Origin of the sequence: Acinetobacter sp. 243_ASPC (genome assembly GCF_001054715.1) — a bacterium.
Classification (GTDB): Bacteria; Pseudomonadota; Gammaproteobacteria; order Pseudomonadales; family Moraxellaceae; genus Acinetobacter; species Acinetobacter soli.
This window is the reverse complement of the sequence record NZ_JVOR01000081.1, coordinates 1-16897: the sequence shown is the minus strand read 5'-3', so window position 1 is coordinate 16897 and position 16897 is coordinate 1. Positions and strand designations below refer to the sequence as shown.

Genomic DNA, 16897 nt, shown 5'->3' with positions numbered 1-16897 from the left:
TAAAATTAGCTGATGGACATGTCTAATTTAAATTCTACGCATCAGTTTGATGTGATTATTGTGGGCAGTGGCGGAGCCGGCTTAAGTCTCGCACTCTCACTTCCGAGCCATTTCAATATTGCGATTTTGGCCAAATCTTCTCTCACTGAAGCCAGCACATTTTATGCGCAAGGCGGCGTAGCTGCTGTACTCGATAAAACCGACTCTATTCAACAACACATCGACGACACTATGGTTGCTGGTGCGCACCTGTGTGAATTAGATGCGGTCAAGCAAACCGTGGAAGGCGGACGTCCATCCGTTGATTTCTTATTAAAACAAGGGGTTGAGTTTACTCTCGATGAAGATGCACAGCTTCACCTGACCCGTGAAGGTGGACACTCGCAGCGTCGTATTATTCATGCAGCCGATGCAACCGGAAAGGCCATTTCGACCACATTGGTGCAGCGTGCACAAGAGGCACCCAATCTCACAATTTTTGAAAATTTCGTCGCCATTGATGTGATTAGTCTGCATAAGCTTGGACACGCAGATCAACCCAATCGTGCAGTAGGTTTATACGCACTTGAAGAAGCAACAGATCAAATCCATACATTTTTGGCGCCTTTTACCGCATTGGCTTGCGGTGGTGCCATGAAGGCTTATCTGTATACGTCTAACCCGGATATTGCAACAGGTGACGGGATTGCGATGGCCTATCGTGCAGGTTGCAGGGTTGCCAATATGGAATTCAACCAGTTTCATCCCACCTGTTTATATCATCCACAAGCACGCTCATTTCTGATTACTGAAGCCATGCGCGGTGAAGGTGCCTACTTACGTTTACCCGATGGTGAACGTTTTATGCTTCGGTTTGATTCACGTGCAGAATTGGCGCCACGCGACGTTGTGGCGCGTGCGATCGATTTTGAGATTAAACGACTTGGCATTCGTCACGTCTGGCTCGATATTACCCATAAGCCGGCAGCATTTATTCAGGAGCATTTTCCTACCCTGTATGCGCGCTTACTGGAACTGGGCATCGATATTACCACGGACATGATTCCAGTCGTACCGGCTGCACATTATACCTGTGGGGGTGTGGTGGTCGACGAAAACAGTCAGACCGATCTTGAAGGGCTATATGCAATTGGTGAAACATCGTACACCGGATTGCATGGTGCAAACCGTATGGCCAGTAATTCATTGCTTGAATGCTTTGTTTATGGGATGGGCGCAGCATCTGATATTGAGCGAAAATTTACTCAACCGTTTGATTTTCCAGATGTGCCTGCATGGGACGACTCACAAGTGACCAATGCCGATGAAGATGTGGTGATTTTACAAAACTGGGATGAGCTACGTTCAACCATGTGGAATTATGTGGGGATTGTCAGAACAACCAAGCGTCTACAGCGTGCACTGCATCGCATCGAAATGCTTAAAAGTGAAATTACCGAATATTATCAAGATTACCGCGTCAGCAAGAATTTGATTGAACTACGGAATTTGGTATTGGTGTCCGAGATGATTGTACGCTGTGCCATGCAGCGCAAAGAATCACGCGGCTTACATTACACACTGGACTATCCAGAGCTTGGCTCAGAACTTCGAAAAACGGTGCTCACTCCACCTCATTTTGAAGTGGAGCAACCGCTCGTCAATCTGGCATAAAGGCCTAGCACGAATCTAAAGTCAGATTCGTGCTTCTAAATGCTCGAGCGCAGCTTCAAATACTCGATCTGGCGATTGTGTCGCATCCAGACGCTTGACGCGTTCTGGATATTGCAGGCTCAACTCTTCATAGCCTGCACGAACACGACTAAAAAAAGTCATTTTTTCTTGTTCAAAACGATCCAGCTCTCCACGCTCGCGCGCACGCGACATCCCCAGCTCAATCGGTGCATCTAACCAGAAAGTCAGCTCAGGCATACAATTGACAAAGGTTTGATTCAAAATCGAAAGTTTGTCTTTACTTAAACCACGGCCAGCACATTGATAAGCATAGCTGGCATCGGTAAAACGATCGCTCAGAACCAGTTTCCCCTGTTTCAATGCAGGCTGAATGACTTCTTGAATATGCTGCGCACGCGCCGCGTACATTAGCAATAGTTCAGTGTCTGAACTCATACTTTCGCTATGATTAACAGCAAGCAGTAAACTGCGAATCTGTTCTGCAAGCGGTGTCCCTCCGGGTTCACGGGTAAGTACCACCTGCTGACCGGCTGCCTCAAAATATTCGTACAGCTTACGAATGAGCGTGGTTTTTCCTACACCTTCCGTGCCTTCAAAACTAATAAACATTCAAATACCTTAATTTTTCGATCTTAACACGGACAAATACTGTTGAACCGCTTGATTGTGCTCCTGCAAAGTCGCACTAAATTTATGCCCGCCGTTGCCAGTAGCAACAAAATAAATATTGTCAGAATTGTCTGGATGCATGGCAGCCTCAATGGCTTTTTTACCTGGCAATGCAATTGGGGTTGGGGGTAATCCGGCCATGGTATATGTGTTATAGGCAGTGGGTGTACGCAAATCCTGACGGGTAATATTGCCGGTATAGCGCTCACCCATACCGTAAATAACAGTCGGATCTGTTTGCAATCGCATACCCAATTTTTGACGACGTACAAACACGCCCGAAACTTGACGTAGCTCTGAATCCAAACTGGTTTCTTTTTCAATAATCGAGGCCATAATCAACGCCTCATATTTATTTTTATACGGCAGACCCGGTGCTCGCTTTTGCCACGCCTCATCTAAGGTTTTCATTTGATAGCGATACAAATCGGTCAGGATTTTTTTATCCGACTCACCTTTGGCAAAAAAATAGGTGTTTGGTGCAAATAGTCCTTCAGGATGATCGTACGGAATATCCAGAGCCTTCAACATTTCTTGTTGCGGTAAATTGACCACGCTTTTTTCAACCAAAGGATCTTTTTTGAGAATCTCGACCAACTGTTTAAAAGTGGTACCTTCAATCACCAAAATACGATTCATTTGCGCATTATCGGCGTTTGAGAGCATTGCCAGAACTTGTCGAATACTCATGCCCTGCTGAATTTCATACACGCCTGCTTTTAAACTGTCATGAATAAAAAACTTTTGATAAATTTTCAAAACGATTGGCAAGCTGACTTTTTCATCACGACCCAGACGGTCGATAAATCGCGTGTAGGTATCACCGGGAGCAATCGACAGCATTTGTTTTTTACCTTCGATTGGGTAGGCACGAAACAAATTACTCCATAGCACCCAAAACATGGCCACTAAGATGATCAATAGTACCCATGTGAAACGATGTTTTTTCCACCCTGAAGAAGGCAGTTTTTGCGATGTGTTTTTAGATTTCGGCTTTGTGGGCTGCTTCGACATATCAATCAATCTGATTCAGTTTAAGAGTGTGGAAAAGTGTCAAACATGCCTCGGTACTTAAAGATCGCGAATGCATCCGCGAGGCAATGGTCATCGGATGAAGCGTATTACAAAAAAATAGCGCCTGAACCTGATCGAGTTCATCGAGATGAATCTGACGTTCAAGAATATCGATACCGGCCTGTTGGGCCCGATCTAAAATTTCAGTTCGCATTAAACCGCGAACGCCATTATAGCGAAGTTCGGGCGTAATCCATGCGTTATTTAAGTAAATAAAGCAGTTACTGCTTACGCCTTCAACAATATTCCCGTTTAAATCTGCCACCAGTGCTTCTGCCCAGCCGTACTGATCTGCCTGCTGCTTGAGCAAGACTTGTTCGAGTCGATTGAGCGTCTTGATACCGACCATATCTGGCATGGTCAATCCGATACGGCGTGGTAACAGACCAACCTCTACATACTGCGGTGCGGTGTCACTATAGGTTTGCGGATAGAAAAATACATATAGATCCGCATTGTGATCTGGAACGCTATAGCCTCGTGGGCCTTCACCCCGACTGATCAAAAGTTTCAGCGTTCCGGTAAGCGCTATCTCCTGATAAGTCAGTTGCTTGAGGCTTTGCTCAATTAGCTTTAAATCAACATTTAATCCCAATTGCTGGCAGGCATAGTTCAAGCGCTCATAATGTCGATTGACCAGTTGAATCTGCCCTTTCACAATGCGTGCTGTCGAAAAACACCCATCCCCATATTGAAATGCGCGATCCTGTAAAGCAACAGACGCAACGGGTTGAGCATTTTTAAAGCACCACATAGGCAATTTCTCTATTTTTAGGCAGCTTAGTGTAAAACCGAACCATAAAAATGATGCATTTTCTTATTTCTTTTTTATTCATATGAAATTCATTTTTTATTATTTTTTATGGATAGTAACTCATTGTACTCTCCTTTTTAGATTTAGAACTAACCTATTTAAGGATATGAATATGCGATTTGCACAGTTAAAAATTGGGGTACTGGCTGCATTAATCTCCGTTTCTTCATTTGCAGCAAAAGACTTTTTAAACGTGTCTTATGACCCAACACGTGAACTCTACGAAAACTTCAATAAAGAGTTTGGCGCGTACTGGAAACAACGTACTGGTCAAGAGATTAACTTTAAACAATCACATGGAGGTTCTGGCAAACAAGCACGTGCCGTGATTGATGGGTTGCAAGCCGATGTGGTTACCCTTGCTTTGGCTGCCGATATCGATGAAATTGCCGATAAAGCAAAACTACTACCACCCGATTGGCAAAAGAAATTTCCAAATAACTCAACACCATATACCTCAACGATTGTATTTCTAGTCCGTAAAGGTAACCCAAAAGGTATTAAAGACTGGAGCGACATTACCAAGCCCGGTGTCGAAATTATTACGCCAAATCCAAAAACCTCAGGTGGTGCACGCTGGAACTACCTAGCGGCATGGGCATGGGCAAAACATAAATATGGCTCAGATGCCAAAGCACGCGATTTTGTGCGCCAAATTTACAAACAGACCAAAGTGCTTGATTCAGGTGCTCGTGGTGCGACCACAACCTTTGCTGAGCGCGGTATTGGCGATGTGTTATTGGCATGGGAAAACGAAGCTTATCTGGCGGTACGTGAACAACCCGGCAAGTTTGAAATTATTACGCCTTCGCTTTCAATTTTAGCTGAACCACCTGTGGCAATTGTAGAAAAGAATGTTCAAAAAGATGGCAACGAAAACCTAGCGAAAGCTTATCTAAACTTCTTGTATTCACCAAAAGGCCAAGATATCGCGGCGAAAAACTTTTATCGCCCCCGTGATCAAAATATTTTGAAACGCTATAGCGGCACCTTTAAGCCACTCAAACTGGTCACGATTGATCAAGAGTTTGGCGGCTGGAAAAAAGTACAAAAGGCACACTTTAGTAATGGTGGCGTCTTTGACCAAATTGTTAAAGAAAATAGCGCAAAATAATTGAGCATTCAGGAGCATGACGATGATTCATACAGTAATTGTTCCGGGTGTTGGTGGTAGTGAACAACATCATTGGCAGTCATGGTTACAACGTCAACTGCAGTCATGCTCACGTGTCGAACAAGCCGATTGGCATCGACCTATACTTTCTGAATGGGTAGAACAACTGGCGAAGCATGTACGCTCAATTCATGGACCAGTACAGCTGGTGGCGCATAGTTTTGGCTGTTTAACCAGTTTGGCGGCTTTGAAAGAGCATCCAGATCTGACGCACAAGATCAAGCATTTGACCTTGGTTGCACCCGCGAATCCAGCGCGTTTTGGAGATGCGGGATTCGCCAGAGACAGCACCAACAATTATTTAGCCTATTTTGAATCACTTAGACCAATCGTTCGAACACAGTTGCTGATGAGTGAAAATGATCCGTGGCTACATGTGCAAGATGCACAGCATCTTGCACACTGCTGGAAGTTAAAGGCCGTCAGCCTAGGCCACGTTGGTCATATCAATGTGGCTTCGGGTTTCGGTCCTTTTCCAGAAATATTTGACTACATTCTCCCAGAAAAACAGCGTACTGGATCTATACGTGCGCGTTACAGCAATCGATTTTTTGGCTTTGCACTGTAAATCAATGTTGGGATTAAGATTTTTTATTTTTCGTTTGCTTGATTGAGCAAACCTGCTCTTTTTCAGGAGTTACCATGTCGCAGCGATCCCGAGTGCTGCCAGGGTTTGGTCTTTCACTGGGCTTTACCCTTGCATATTTATCTTTAATCGTGCTTATTCCATTATCTGCCGTTTTTATCAAATCTCTGGGTGTGGGATGGGATGGACTCTGGGAGATCCTGAGTTCAGAGCGCATTCTTAAATCTTTGCAACTCAGTTTTACGACTGCCATGATTGCCGCGCTCATTAATGTAGTGTTTGGCTTGCTTCTGGCATGGTGCTTGGTGCGCTATAGCTTTCCGGGTAAACGTATTGTCGATGCGTTGGTGGATTTACCATTTGCCTTACCTACTGCGGTTGCAGGTATTGCCCTCACCTCGCTATACGCTTCGACTGGCTGGGTGGGTCAGTATCTTGAGCTGCTTGGTATTAAGGTTGCGTATACACCGATTGGCATTACCCTCGCTTTGGTGTTCATTGGATTACCTTTTGTAGTACGTACTGTGCAGCCGGTTTTAAGCGATATCGAAACCGAACTTGAGGAAGCTGCATCGGCTCTGGGTGCCAACCGTTTTCAAATTATCACCAAAATTATTTTGCCCATTTTATTTCCAGCCTTACTCACCGGTTTTGCCTTAGCATTTGCACGTGGCGTGGGAGAATATGGTTCAGTGATTTTTATTGCCGGCAACCAACCTTTTAAAACAGAAATCGCACCACTAATGATTATCTCCAGACTCGAAGAATATGACTATGAGGCTGCAACCACAATTGCGGTCGTGATGCTGGTGATTTCCTTTGTGATCTTGTTTGCGATCAATCTTTTACAAGCATGGGCGAGCCGCCGTACCGGGAGAACAGTCAAATGAGCTTAGTCACCGATAGCCATTTACTGGCAGAAAAGCTTCAAAGCCGTGATGCCACACGCGAGCCCAAGTGGGTTCGTTATACGCTGCTGAGTATTGCGTTACTGTTCTTTTTAAGCTGCCTGATTCTGCCCCTTATTTTGGTCTTTGTAGAAGCATTTCGACAAGGTGTCGAGGTATATATCAATTCACTGATTAATCCAGACACTTTATCGGCAGTCAAGCTAACCTTGCTTACGGCAGCAATTGCGGTACCACTCAATGTCATCTTTGGTGTGGCAGCAGCATGGGCCGTGGCAAAATTTCAATTTGCCGGAAAATCGATACTCACGACCTTAATCGATTTACCGTTTTCAGTTTCACCTGTAATTGCAGGTTTGATGCTGGTCTTGATCTTTGGCATGCAAGGCTGGTTCGGGCCATGGTTTATGGATCATGACATCAAGGTATTGTATGCCGTACCTGCGATTGTATTGGCTACTGTTTTTATTACCGTACCTTTTGTGGCACGTGAGCTGATTCCTTTAATGGAAGCGCAAGGCACTGAAGAAGAAGAAGCGGCGATGGTTTTGGGTGCATCGGGCTGGCAGACCTTTTGGAAAGTGACCTTACCCAACATCAAATGGGGCTTAATTTACGGTGTGATCTTGTGTAATGCACGCGCGATGGGTGAGTTTGGTGCAGTTTCTGTGGTTTCAGGACATATCCGCGGTGAAACCAATACTTTGCCACTGCATGTCGAGATTTTATACAACGAATACACCTTTAGTGCCGCTTTTGCCGTGTCTTCACTGTTGGCGCTGCTGGCGATTGTGACCCTGATTTTAAAAACATGGGTGGAAGTGCGTCAGGAAAAACAAAACAAACAACATGATTCAACTTCATCTTGAGGAATGACAAATGAGTATTCAAGTTAAAAATATTGAAAAACATTTTGGTGCATTCCATGCATTAAAAAATATTTCATTAGACTTTCCAGAAGGTGAACTGGTGGCATTGTTAGGACCATCAGGCTGCGGAAAAACAACGCTTTTACGTATCATTGCCGGACTAGAATCGGCAGATGGCGGACAAGTGTTGCTTGAAGGCACCGATGCCACCGATATTCATGTGCGTGAGCGTCAAGTGGGATTCGTATTTCAACATTATGCGCTGTTTCGCCACATGTCCGTATTTGACAATATTGCCTTCGGTTTACGTGTACGCTCACGGCGGACGCGCCCATCGGAAGCAGAGATTAAAAAGCGCGTAACACGTTTACTGGATCTGGTTCAACTCGGTTTTTTAGCCGATCGCTACCCTTCTCAACTTTCGGGTGGTCAGCGCCAGCGTATTGCATTGGCCCGTGCACTGGCAGTTGAACCGCGCGTGCTACTGCTTGACGAACCATTTGGTGCGCTGGATGCCAAAGTGCGTAAGGAATTGCGACGCTGGTTACGGACACTGCATGACGAGCTACATATTACCTCGATTTTTGTGACACACGATCAAGAAGAGGCGCTTGAAGTTGCCGATCAGATTATTGTGATGAATAAAGGGAATGTCGAGCAAATTGGTTCACCACGTGAAGTATACGAAAAGCCAGCTACTCCGTTTGTTTTCGACTTTTTAGGACAAGCCAATCGCTTTGATGGACATTATTATGAAAACATCATTCAATTGGGCGATGACAAAATTATTTTACCGAATGCCTCGCAAACACCTCATGGTAAAGTGATAGCATTTGCTCGACCAAATGAACTACATATTCATGCACAACCAACAGATAACACCATTCAAGCTACCTTTTTAAGAGAAGTCTGGATTGCTGGAAAAGTCGTTGCTGAATTACAAGATCGTAATGGCAGACTGATCGAAATTGCCCTGACACCCGATGAAGCACGCCTTCATCAATTTAGACCGAACCAAACGGTTTGGATCAGTGTGTCTCAACTTCATCTTTTTGAAGAACGGGTTGCTTAGAATTAAAAAATGGGGGCAAGTCCCCCATTCTCGTTGAGAGGATCAAGAGAACATGAATTTTCAACAATTACGCATTATTCGGGAAACCGTGCGTCAGAATTTTAATCTGACCGAAGCTTCTGCTGCACTTTACACTTCACAATCAGGTGTCAGTAAGCATATTAAAGATTTAGAAGATGAGTTGGGTGTACAACTTTTTGTTCGCAAAGGAAAACGATTGTTAGGTTTGACAGAACCCGGCCAATCCTTGCTTGGCATTGTTGAACGTATGTTGGTCGATGCAGAAAATATTAAACGTCTGGCCGATGACTTTAACAAAGTTGATGAAGGCACCTTGACTATTGCCACCACGCACACACAAGCTCGTTATGTGCTGCCTCCGATTGTCAATCAATTTAAGAAACTGTTTCCAAAGGTACATTTAATCTTGCAACAGGCCAGCCCAACCGAAATCTCAGAAATGTTGTTGCTTGGTGAAGCGGACATCGGTATTGCCACCGAATCTTTGACCACGGAAGATAATCTGGCCAGCGTCCCTTACTATCAATGGGAACACAGCATTATCACGCCGCAAAATCATCCGCTTGCCAAAGAAACCGACATTACACTTGAGAAGCTCGCAAATTTTCCAATCATCACCTATCACGGCGGCTTTACTGGGCGTTCAAAAATCGACAAAGCCTTTGAAGATGCCGGCATTGATGTCGATATCGTCATGTCTGCACTCGACGCCGATGTCATTAAAACCTATGTAGAACTCGGAATGGGTGTGGGAATTGTGAATGACGTGGCCTACGATAAAGAACGAGACTATCGCTTGAGCCAACTCAAAACCGGAATTTTTGGCTTAAATACAACATGGATCGCGGTTCGTAAAGGACACTTACTTCGTGGTTACGGCTACGAGTTTATTTCTTTATGCTCACCAGAAGCGGACATTAAGCAGCTTAAAAAAGTGGCTTACCCAGACGAGTAAAATCAAATTTATAAAACAAAAAAACGGGATTTCTCCCGTTTTTTTGTTCAAACAATTACCAGTTGTAGCTTACGCCCACTTTACCAACAGGTAACCACTTGTATTTGTCATCGTTACGGATTTTATTTTCTTCAGCCGCCAAATCACGATCAAAATCTGCACCGTTCACATTAACGAATGTACCGTTTGCGTCAAGATTTACACGTGGATTACCTGCATAATAAGCACCGATTTCCCCAAAAACGCCCCAGTTTTTAGTCAACTTAGGTGAGAAACCAAGTCCAACGTACGGTGCGATATCGTTTTTATAATCTAGCTTACCGCGAACTTCACCATTAAAGTTATAGTTATTACCATTTACTTTAATTGTTCCGTCAGTTGAGCGCTTACTTAAATCGTAATCGTTATCTAGGTATGCTGCACCTGCCGCAACATATACAGCTTGAGCCCAACGGTTCTGGCTTGCACCCCAAGGACGAATTTCTGCATTCAGGTAAACGTTGTTGTTATTCATATCAACATCGTATTTAGTACCGTTCACAGATAAATCATCGCGCCATGAAATATCGCCACCATTATAACCAAGTGCTAGACCCACATACGGGTTTGCTTGCCAAAGCAAAGCACCACCGTAACCCGTTGTGCCTACTTCAGCACGAACACCTACAGGAATGAGCTGCTGCGCGTCAAATGCATAACGGTCATGTACCACAGCATCATCAGCTGATGCAACGCCTGCTACAGCGCTAAGTGCACCTGCTAATGCGAATACTTTTAATACTTTCATTTTCGTCTCCTCAAAAAGAGTAAAGGCTTGTTCTAATAAATCTGATTTCTTTTGGTAAGCCCATAGTAGATGAAATTGTGATTTGTTTTTATACAAAATTTGCTTATTTTCTGTTAATTTTTGATACAAGTTGGCCTTTTAGCTTGTTTTTTAATCAATTTTTATTGAATTTAAATATAATTACTGCTGCAAAAACGCAATGTCTAAATTTTGATTGTTTTTTAATCACGGCAATCATTCAACCCAAGATTCTTTGGCCGTTTTCGTGTAGAATCTTTAAAATTTTTTTTGGAAGGACGTCCATGTCTGAGCTTTCAACGATCATTGAGCAAGCGTTTGAAAATCGTGCCAACTTTACCGCTGCTGATTGCCCTACAGAAATTCGTGAAGCAGTTGAACACGTTATTGCTGGTTTAGACAACGGCACTTTACGTGTTGCTGAAAAAATTGATGGTGAATGGATTGTTCACCAGTGGGTTAAAAAAGCGGTTTTATTATCGTTCAAACTTAACGACAACAAACCTGTTGAATCTGGCGATTTAGCGTTTTACGATAAAGTAGACACTAAATTTGCAGGCTGGACTGAAGCGCAGTTTAAAGAAGCTGGTGTTCGTGTTGTTCCTCCTGCTGTTGCACGCCGTGGTAGCTTCCAAGCAAAAAATGTTGTGTTGATGCCATCTTATGTCAACATTGGTGCTTACGTTGATGAAAACACCATGGTTGATACTTGGGCCACTGTAGGTTCATGTGCTCAGATCGGTAAAAATGTTCACTTGTCTGGCGGTGTAGGTATTGGTGGTGTACTTGAACCACTTCAAGCCAATCCAACAATTATTGAAGATAACTGCTTTATTGGCGCGCGTTCTGAAATTGTTGAAGGTGTAATCGTAGAAGAAGGTTCTGTCATTTCAATGGGCGTATATATTGGTCAGTCGACTCGTATTTACGACCGTGAAACTGGTGAAATTCATTACGGCCGTGTACCTGCGGGTTCAGTAGTTGTACCGGGCAGCTTACCGTCTAAAGACGGCAAGTACAGTCTGTATGCTGCAATTATTGTGAAAAAAGTAGATGCGCAAACACGCTCGAAAACCAGTTTGAACGATTTGCTTCGCGCTGAGTAATTCTCACAGATTAGCGAAATATTGATGCTCTTCGGAGCCTGATTCGCTTCTCGTCTCTACGGTCAATGCTGATCGTAGAGATTTTTGTTTTTCAACTCTTGGTAATGCTGTAATGACTTCTTTACGTTCTACGACAATTCCAGTGACGGACCCGGCTGCGGGACTACGCATAACGGAAATTTTCTACTCTTTACAAGGGGAAGCCAATACTGCGGGTTTACCAACAGTTTTTATCCGCTTAACGGGTTGCCCTTTACGCTGCACATATTGTGATACCACTTATTCATTTGAAGGTGGGCAACGACTTTCAATTGATGAAATCATAGAAACTGCACGTGCCTACAAAACGCCTTATATTTGTGTGACAGGTGGCGAGCCACTGGCTCAACCCAATTGTCAAGTGTTATTAACGCGTCTGTGTGATTTAGGTTTTGACGTTTCACTGGAAACCAGTGGTGCACTCGATGTTTCAATGGTCGATGCTCGGGTATCAAAAGTGCTTGATCTCAAGACGCCAACCTCTGGTGAAGAGAAGCGTAACCTGATGAGCAATCTTGATCATTTGACTCCTCACGATCAGATCAAATTTGTGATTTGTAATCGTGAAGATTATGAATGGTCCAAACTTCAGGTTGAACAATTTCAACTTGAGAAAAAAGTGAGTACCGTATGGTTCTCGCCTGCTTTTGCCGTTGAGAAAAATGCAGCCAAACTGCCTCAACTGGCTCGTGATTTAGCAGAGTGGATTCTAAACGACCATCTCCCCGTGCGGTTTCAGTTACAGCTCCATAAAATTTTATGGAACGATGAAACGGGTCGTTAATTTAATTTGATTGGAGAATGATATATGCGCCCTCGTGCCATTGTTTTATTGTCAGGCGGCTTAGACTCAACAACCTGTTTAGCTTGGGCACAAGCGCGCTATGAATGCATGGCCTTAAGCTTTATGTATGGTCAACGTTCATCTACAGAGCTAGATGCAGCTAAAGCACTGACTCAACGCGCTGGCGTTGAACATCGCGTGATCAATATCGATTTAGGTAATTTGGGTGGCTCTGCCCTTACCGATCACAACATTGATGTTCCAGAACAACAACAAGATGGTATTCCGGTGACGTATGTACCGGCTCGTAACACAATTTTTCTCTCGTATGCGCTTGCTGCAGCAGAAGTTTTTGGCGCTGAGGCTATTGTTATTGGCGTAAATGCAGTAGATTATTCTGGATACCCAGATTGTCGCCCAGAATATATCGAAGCGTTTACAAATATGGCACGCTTGGCAACAAAAGCGGGTGTAGAAGGAAAACCTCTTACATTTGAAACACCTTTGTTACATTTATCCAAAGCGAATATTATACGTCTTGGTATTGAACATGGCGTAGACTATAGTCAAACAGTTTCTTGCTATCAGGCTGATACGCAAGGCCGTGCTTGTGGTAAATGTGATAGCTGCCGCTTACGTAAAGAAGGTTTTATTGAAGCTGGCGTCGCAGATCCAACACGCTACATACCGCAATAATAAGGTACTATTTATGAAATTTTTGAATACCAAACTTTTACTTTCTTCTGTAATGGCATCTGCAGCTTTGTTTGCATCTGTAACTCATGCAGACGACAACAAACTTCAGCAAGCCTACAAAAGCACAAACGTAAAAGGTGCTTTGATCAATCTGTGTAAAGAAGAAACTGCTAAAGGTAATAAACTGAACAGCGCAGAAGTAAGCAAATATTGTTCATGTGCAGTAGAAGCAGACGGCAGAATGACCAATGCACAAAAATGGGAAATTCAAAGCGCGATTAATGCTAAGAAAAGCCCAAGCACATTGGCTTTCGTACAACAGCAAAACAAAAGCCTTCAAACTTGCTTAGGCCCTCAGTTGACTTCAAAACTTAAAACTTTAAGTGAAGAAGCAATGAAAGCCGCACCAGCAGCGAAAAACTAAGTTCATTTTAAAATGACATTACAAGCCACATTATGTGGCTTGTTTTTTATGGAGAGAACAATGAGTAACGTAGAAATTCAATTACCGGATCAAGTGTTTGCTACTACAACGGGTGAAATTAATTTATCTGATTTAGATAACGAATGGTTGGTGATCTATTTTTACCCAAAAGACTCCACCCCGGGTTGTACAACACAAGCAGTCGGCTTTTCTTGCTTGAAAGATCAGTTTGATGCTCTGAATGTTAAAATTGTTGGTGTATCACGTGACTCGGTGAAATCACATCAAAACTTTACAGCAAAGCAAGCACTCACCATCGATTTGATCAGCGATAAAGAAGAAGTGTTGTGTAAGCATTTTGACGTGATCAAAGAAAAAAATATGTACGGTAAAATGGTGATGGGGATTGAACGCTCAACCTTTATTTTTCACAATAAAAAATTAGTCAAAAGCTATCGTAAAGTGAAAGCAGCTGGGCATGCAGAACAGGTGCTTGAGGATATTCAGGCGCTTCAAGCCAACTAATCTAGTCCAATAGACTTCGCTTAGAGCGAAGTCTATTGTCAACATATTAAAGATTTGAACTGTCGTGATAAGAAAATTTGTGCTGTAACTCTCGATAGGTATCAGTTTTTTGAAAAGCCTTCAAAAATGCAATGGTGCCTTGTGGAAAAGCAGACTCATCAATGCAACCCTCATAGAACGCTTCACGCAGCGGCGTGGCCGACATAGACTGCTTTAGGCTGTCCAGTTCCACCATGTGCCACTCTGGAAACAACTTTAAGTAGTAGGATGACTCATCCTTAAAATGGCCAATTAAACCAATCTTACTTGTGGATGGAGCCAGCGCATAAACACTAGATTTAACTTGCTCAACCCACTTTTTATCGTCATAGACATCAATAATGGGCGCAAACAAAATACGTGTTTGCTGTTCGGGTGTAAAATTTGACAAGATCATGTCTTGTCGCTCTGCCGCCAGAAACGGATTTTTAATATTTCGCTCTGCCTGAGCCGACCCCAAAGCAATAATCACTTGTCGACTCTGCTGTAATGCAATTTGAATCGTTTCAAGATGAGCCAAATGAAAAGGCTGAAAACGCCCAATAAAAACAAGGTAATCAAACGTATACATATATCAACTTAACTTCAATGAACTCATCAGTTGCTTTTTTCAAGCAGTTTTAAGACATAATGAGCCGCATAGCCTTTTATAAATAACCAAGGATAGTACGATGACACTACAATGTATTCAACAACCTCATCAACATTTACAAGCAAATTTAGAAAATGGGGTGCTTACCTTAGCGCTTAATCGTGCAGAAGCAAAAAATGCACTTTATGGCGAATTATATCTTTGGCTGGCAAAAGCGCTCGATGATGCTGATGCATCGTCTGAGGTTCGAGTGGTTGTGTTACGTGGTGTTGATGCAGATTTTTCGGCTGGCAATGACATGAAAGACTTTATGTCATTTATTCAAAAACCGCATGAAGGCAAAGCTGGCGATCAGCCGCCTTTTGTCTTGTTAAAATCGGCTGCGCGCTTTTCAAAGCCACTTATTATTGCAGTTCGCGGTGTCGCCATTGGTATTGGAGTGACCATTTTGCTACATGCAGATATTGTTTACGCCGACAATACGGCGTTGTTCCAGATTCCATTTGTCAGCCTAGGATTGTCACCTGAAGGGGCTGCAAGCCGTCTGTTGGTGCAACAAGCAGGATATCATCGTGCGGCAGAATTACTGTTTACTGCACAAAAATTTAATGCCGAAAAAGCGCTACAAGCCAGTTTGATCAACCAGATTTCAGAAGATGTCTATACATTAGCAAACAAAACGGCTCAACAATTATCTGCCCTTCCTTTGGCTTCCATCAAGCAGTCTAAAGCCCTCATGAAGCAAGACCTATCTGAGATTATCGACTGCATTGACAAAGAAGCCGAAATTTTTATGCAACGTGTACAATCGGTAGAAATGAAAGAAGCGGTGCAAGCTTTTATGCAAAAACGCCAACCTGATTTTTCACAGTTTGCCTAATTATTATACTTCAATACAATCAATCACTTAATCATCAGTTTTGTGATACATTTTTTTAACATCACAAAATTGATGCAGTGATATGCTCATTTTATTGTCTCGCTTAAGTAAAGATCATGACCACGACTTCTCACGATTCAGCAACCTCAGATTCAACTGAAAAAAAACGCTATTATGAGCCTGCACCTCAAGATATCGATGTTGATAACTTTCGTAAAGTGCTTGAAAGCAGACGCTCGGTACGCAAATTTACCGATAAAGCCATTCCTACTGAGGTCTTAGATGCCTGTCTGGATTTGGCCCTACTGGCACCAAATTCGTCAAACCTTCAGCCATGGACATTTTATGTAGTGCAAAATCCAGCCAAGAAAAAGCAGCTGGTTAAGGCTTGCTTAGGGCAATTGGCTGCAAAAACAGCGTCAGAACTGATCGTCTGTGTTGCGCGTACCGATCGTGTTGATGAAATGGCCAAGAAAAATATTTCTGAATTTCCATTTAATGAACCGCCTAAAATGGTTAAACAGTATTACCGTTTTATTCCGTTCAACTACAAAACCGGCTATTTCAACGCACTGGGAAATTTAAAAAAAGTGGCTTTTAAAGTGGCCAGAACACTGGATCGCCAGCTGCCTGTGACGGCATTTAATCCAGCCGATGCAAAGCTTTGGGCTGCAAAGAGTACCGCACTGGCCTGTGAAAATCTGGTCTTGGCATTACGAGCCTATGGATTTGATAGCTGCATGATGGAAGGCTTTGACGAGCCAATGGTACATAAGCTGCTTAAACTCAATGACGAGCAATTTCCCATTATGGTCATTGCAGCGGGTGAACGTGCCACAGATGGTGTGTTTTATCCACAGTACCGATTTGATCGTGAGCTGTTTATTCAGAAAATCTGATTGAATCAATATCTACCATTTGAATAAATTCAAATGCGGGTTCTTCATACGGATGACTTGCACTTAAGGCCAAGGCAACTGCTTTGGCCTTTTGTTCAGATACAATCGTTTCCACACGCCATTCTTCAAGTTGCTCTAGAGCGTCTAGTTGCCCTAAAAAAGGTTGAGCATTTTTAACTGCTTTAAATTGTCCAATACCTTTTACTTGCCAAGCACACTGCTCATAATGACCAACACCGCCTGCCCCGGCGGCAAAAATTGCAGCTTTGGTCGATTCCAGATGAGATTCAGG

Annotated in this window: 20 protein-coding genes; 14 read left to right on the top strand and 6 right to left on the bottom strand. The window is 43.2% G+C overall.

Annotated features, from left to right (window positions below; translation table 11 throughout):
• Nucleotides 1-12 precede the first annotated feature (12 nt).
• Entirely contained in the window at nt 13-1653 is a 1641-nt protein-coding gene (nadB, locus tag ADA42_RS08655) for an L-aspartate oxidase (RefSeq protein ID WP_151752620.1), read from the top strand.
• Nucleotides 1654-1674: 21 nt separating this feature from the next.
• Here the strand turns inward: nadB and tmk are convergent, their stop codons facing one another.
• From tmk to pabC, 3 genes are read right to left on the bottom strand one after another with little or no spacing between them, the layout of a single operon-like run.
• Entirely contained in the window at nt 1675-2283 is a 609-nt protein-coding gene (tmk, locus tag ADA42_RS08650; RefSeq protein ID WP_025094968.1) for a dTMP kinase, read from the bottom strand.
• Nucleotides 2284-2292: 9 nt separating this feature from the next.
• Nucleotides 2293-3357, bottom strand: coding sequence for an endolytic transglycosylase MltG (gene mltG, locus ADA42_RS08645; protein ID WP_004948639.1), 1065 nt, complete (start codon nt 3355-3357; stop codon nt 2293-2295).
• Nucleotide 3358: 1 nt separating this feature from the next.
• Nucleotides 3359-4171 (bottom strand): aminodeoxychorismate lyase, encoded by an 813-nt coding sequence (gene pabC / locus ADA42_RS08640; protein WP_004948640.1) that lies wholly within the window; start codon nt 4169-4171, stop codon nt 3359-3361.
• A gap of 172 nt (nt 4172-4343) precedes the next feature.
• Here pabC and ADA42_RS08635 point away from each other — a divergent pair, with 172 nt between their 5' ends.
• The 6 genes from ADA42_RS08635 to ADA42_RS08610 all read left to right on the top strand — a co-directional run bounded on the left by ADA42_RS08635 (nt 4344) and on the right by ADA42_RS08610 (nt 9816).
• Nucleotides 4344-5345: a sulfate ABC transporter substrate-binding protein gene (locus ADA42_RS08635; protein WP_004948643.1), complete on the top strand. Its 1002-nt coding sequence runs from the start codon at nt 4344-4346 to the stop codon at nt 5343-5345.
• A 22-nt stretch (nt 5346-5367) separates the two neighbouring features.
• Entirely contained in the window at nt 5368-5973 is a 606-nt protein-coding gene (locus tag ADA42_RS08630; protein ID WP_004948646.1) for an alpha/beta hydrolase, read from the top strand.
• 74 nt (nt 5974-6047) lie between these two features.
• Entirely contained in the window at nt 6048-6881 is an 834-nt protein-coding gene (gene cysT / locus ADA42_RS08625; RefSeq protein ID WP_004948650.1) for a sulfate ABC transporter permease subunit CysT, read from the top strand.
• Nucleotides 6878-7768, top strand: coding sequence for a sulfate ABC transporter permease subunit CysW (cysW, locus tag ADA42_RS08620; protein ID WP_004948654.1), 891 nt, complete (start codon nt 6878-6880; stop codon nt 7766-7768). Before cysT ends, cysW begins: the two co-directional genes overlap by 4 nt.
• Nucleotides 7769-7778: 10 nt before the next feature.
• Nucleotides 7779-8840 carry a sulfate/molybdate ABC transporter ATP-binding protein gene (locus tag ADA42_RS08615; protein ID WP_004939291.1) on the top strand — a complete coding sequence of 354 codons (1062 nt, stop codon included), beginning with the start codon at nt 7779-7781 and terminating at the stop codon, nt 8838-8840.
• Between the two features lie 52 nt (nt 8841-8892).
• Nucleotides 8893-9816, top strand: coding sequence for a CysB family HTH-type transcriptional regulator (locus ADA42_RS08610; protein WP_004948656.1), 924 nt, complete (start codon nt 8893-8895; stop codon nt 9814-9816).
• A gap of 55 nt (nt 9817-9871) precedes the next feature.
• Here ADA42_RS08610 and carO read toward each other — a convergent pair whose 3' ends face one another.
• The gene (gene carO, locus ADA42_RS08605; RefSeq protein WP_025094973.1) at nt 9872-10603 is read right to left on the bottom strand and encodes an ornithine uptake porin CarO; all 732 of its coding nucleotides are present in this window, start codon (nt 10601-10603) and stop codon (nt 9872-9874) included.
• A gap of 302 nt (nt 10604-10905) precedes the next feature.
• Between carO and dapD the strand changes: the two genes are divergently transcribed.
• From dapD to ADA42_RS08580, 5 genes are all read left to right on the top strand, one after another.
• Nucleotides 10906-11727, top strand: coding sequence for a 2,3,4,5-tetrahydropyridine-2,6-dicarboxylate N-succinyltransferase (dapD, locus tag ADA42_RS08600; protein ID WP_004939296.1), 822 nt, complete (start codon nt 10906-10908; stop codon nt 11725-11727).
• Between the two features lie 112 nt (nt 11728-11839).
• Nucleotides 11840-12550 carry a 7-carboxy-7-deazaguanine synthase QueE gene (queE, locus tag ADA42_RS08595; protein WP_004948660.1) on the top strand — a complete coding sequence of 237 codons (711 nt, stop codon included), beginning with the start codon at nt 11840-11842 and terminating at the stop codon, nt 12548-12550.
• 24 nt (nt 12551-12574) lie between these two features.
• Entirely contained in the window at nt 12575-13246 is a 672-nt protein-coding gene (gene queC / locus ADA42_RS08590; RefSeq protein ID WP_004939302.1) for a 7-cyano-7-deazaguanine synthase QueC, read from the top strand.
• Nucleotides 13247-13259: 13 nt separating this feature from the next.
• On the top strand, nt 13260-13670 hold the full coding sequence (locus tag ADA42_RS08585) for a hypothetical protein (protein WP_004939305.1): 411 nt from the start codon (nt 13260-13262) through the stop codon (nt 13668-13670).
• 60 nt (nt 13671-13730) lie between these two features.
• Entirely contained in the window at nt 13731-14195 is a 465-nt protein-coding gene (locus tag ADA42_RS08580; RefSeq protein ID WP_004948664.1) for a peroxiredoxin, read from the top strand.
• Between the two features lie 46 nt (nt 14196-14241).
• Here the strand turns inward: ADA42_RS08580 and ADA42_RS08575 are convergent, their stop codons facing one another.
• Nucleotides 14242-14805 carry a nicotinate-nicotinamide nucleotide adenylyltransferase gene (locus ADA42_RS08575; RefSeq protein WP_004948668.1) on the bottom strand — a complete coding sequence of 188 codons (564 nt, stop codon included), beginning with the start codon at nt 14803-14805 and terminating at the stop codon, nt 14242-14244.
• A 100-nt stretch (nt 14806-14905) separates the two neighbouring features.
• Here ADA42_RS08575 and ADA42_RS08570 point away from each other — a divergent pair, with 100 nt between their 5' ends.
• Together ADA42_RS08570 and ADA42_RS08565 are read left to right on the top strand one after the other, a co-directional pair.
• Nucleotides 14906-15706 (top strand): enoyl-CoA hydratase-related protein, encoded by an 801-nt coding sequence (locus ADA42_RS08570; protein ID WP_004948671.1) that lies wholly within the window; start codon nt 14906-14908, stop codon nt 15704-15706.
• 116 nt (nt 15707-15822) lie between these two features.
• Nucleotides 15823-16605: a nitroreductase family protein gene (locus ADA42_RS08565; RefSeq protein ID WP_004948674.1), complete on the top strand. Its 783-nt coding sequence runs from the start codon at nt 15823-15825 to the stop codon at nt 16603-16605.
• On the opposite strand, the gene ADA42_RS08560 is transcribed toward ADA42_RS08565, so the two are convergent.
• Nucleotides 16589-16897 (bottom strand): NGG1p interacting factor 3 protein, NIF3 (locus ADA42_RS08560; RefSeq protein WP_048764668.1); only part of this gene is annotated, 309 nt, incomplete at its 5' end. The genes ADA42_RS08565 and ADA42_RS08560 overlap by 17 nt on opposite strands.

What these genes read in the sequence shown, in the direction of transcription:
- nadB (WP_151752620.1), top strand. Translation starts at nt 13, where the DNA reads ATGGACATGTCTAATTTAAATTCTACGCATCAGTTTGATGTGATTATT.
- tmk (WP_025094968.1), bottom strand. Translation starts at nt 2,283, where the DNA reads ATGTTTATTAGTTTTGAAGGCACGGAAGGTGTAGGAAAAACCACGCTC.
- mltG (WP_004948639.1), bottom strand. Translation starts at nt 3,357, where the DNA reads ATGTCGAAGCAGCCCACAAAGCCGAAATCTAAAAACACATCGCAAAAA.
- pabC (WP_004948640.1), bottom strand. Translation starts at nt 4,171, where the DNA reads ATGTGGTGCTTTAAAAATGCTCAACCCGTTGCGTCTGTTGCTTTACAG.
- ADA42_RS08635 (WP_004948643.1), top strand. Translation starts at nt 4,344, where the DNA reads ATGCGATTTGCACAGTTAAAAATTGGGGTACTGGCTGCATTAATCTCC.
- ADA42_RS08630 (WP_004948646.1), top strand. Translation starts at nt 5,368, where the DNA reads ATGATTCATACAGTAATTGTTCCGGGTGTTGGTGGTAGTGAACAACAT.
- cysT (WP_004948650.1), top strand. Translation starts at nt 6,048, where the DNA reads ATGTCGCAGCGATCCCGAGTGCTGCCAGGGTTTGGTCTTTCACTGGGC.
- cysW (WP_004948654.1), top strand. Translation starts at nt 6,878, where the DNA reads ATGAGCTTAGTCACCGATAGCCATTTACTGGCAGAAAAGCTTCAAAGC.
- ADA42_RS08615 (WP_004939291.1), top strand. Translation starts at nt 7,779, where the DNA reads ATGAGTATTCAAGTTAAAAATATTGAAAAACATTTTGGTGCATTCCAT.
- ADA42_RS08610 (WP_004948656.1), top strand. Translation starts at nt 8,893, where the DNA reads ATGAATTTTCAACAATTACGCATTATTCGGGAAACCGTGCGTCAGAAT.
- carO (WP_025094973.1), bottom strand. Translation starts at nt 10,603, where the DNA reads ATGAAAGTATTAAAAGTATTCGCATTAGCAGGTGCACTTAGCGCTGTA.
- dapD (WP_004939296.1), top strand. Translation starts at nt 10,906, where the DNA reads ATGTCTGAGCTTTCAACGATCATTGAGCAAGCGTTTGAAAATCGTGCC.
- queE (WP_004948660.1), top strand. Translation starts at nt 11,840, where the DNA reads ATGACTTCTTTACGTTCTACGACAATTCCAGTGACGGACCCGGCTGCG.
- queC (WP_004939302.1), top strand. Translation starts at nt 12,575, where the DNA reads ATGCGCCCTCGTGCCATTGTTTTATTGTCAGGCGGCTTAGACTCAACA.
- ADA42_RS08585 (WP_004939305.1), top strand. Translation starts at nt 13,260, where the DNA reads ATGAAATTTTTGAATACCAAACTTTTACTTTCTTCTGTAATGGCATCT.
- ADA42_RS08580 (WP_004948664.1), top strand. Translation starts at nt 13,731, where the DNA reads ATGAGTAACGTAGAAATTCAATTACCGGATCAAGTGTTTGCTACTACA.
- ADA42_RS08575 (WP_004948668.1), bottom strand. Translation starts at nt 14,805, where the DNA reads ATGTATACGTTTGATTACCTTGTTTTTATTGGGCGTTTTCAGCCTTTT.
- ADA42_RS08570 (WP_004948671.1), top strand. Translation starts at nt 14,906, where the DNA reads ATGACACTACAATGTATTCAACAACCTCATCAACATTTACAAGCAAAT.
- ADA42_RS08565 (WP_004948674.1), top strand. Translation starts at nt 15,823, where the DNA reads ATGACCACGACTTCTCACGATTCAGCAACCTCAGATTCAACTGAAAAA.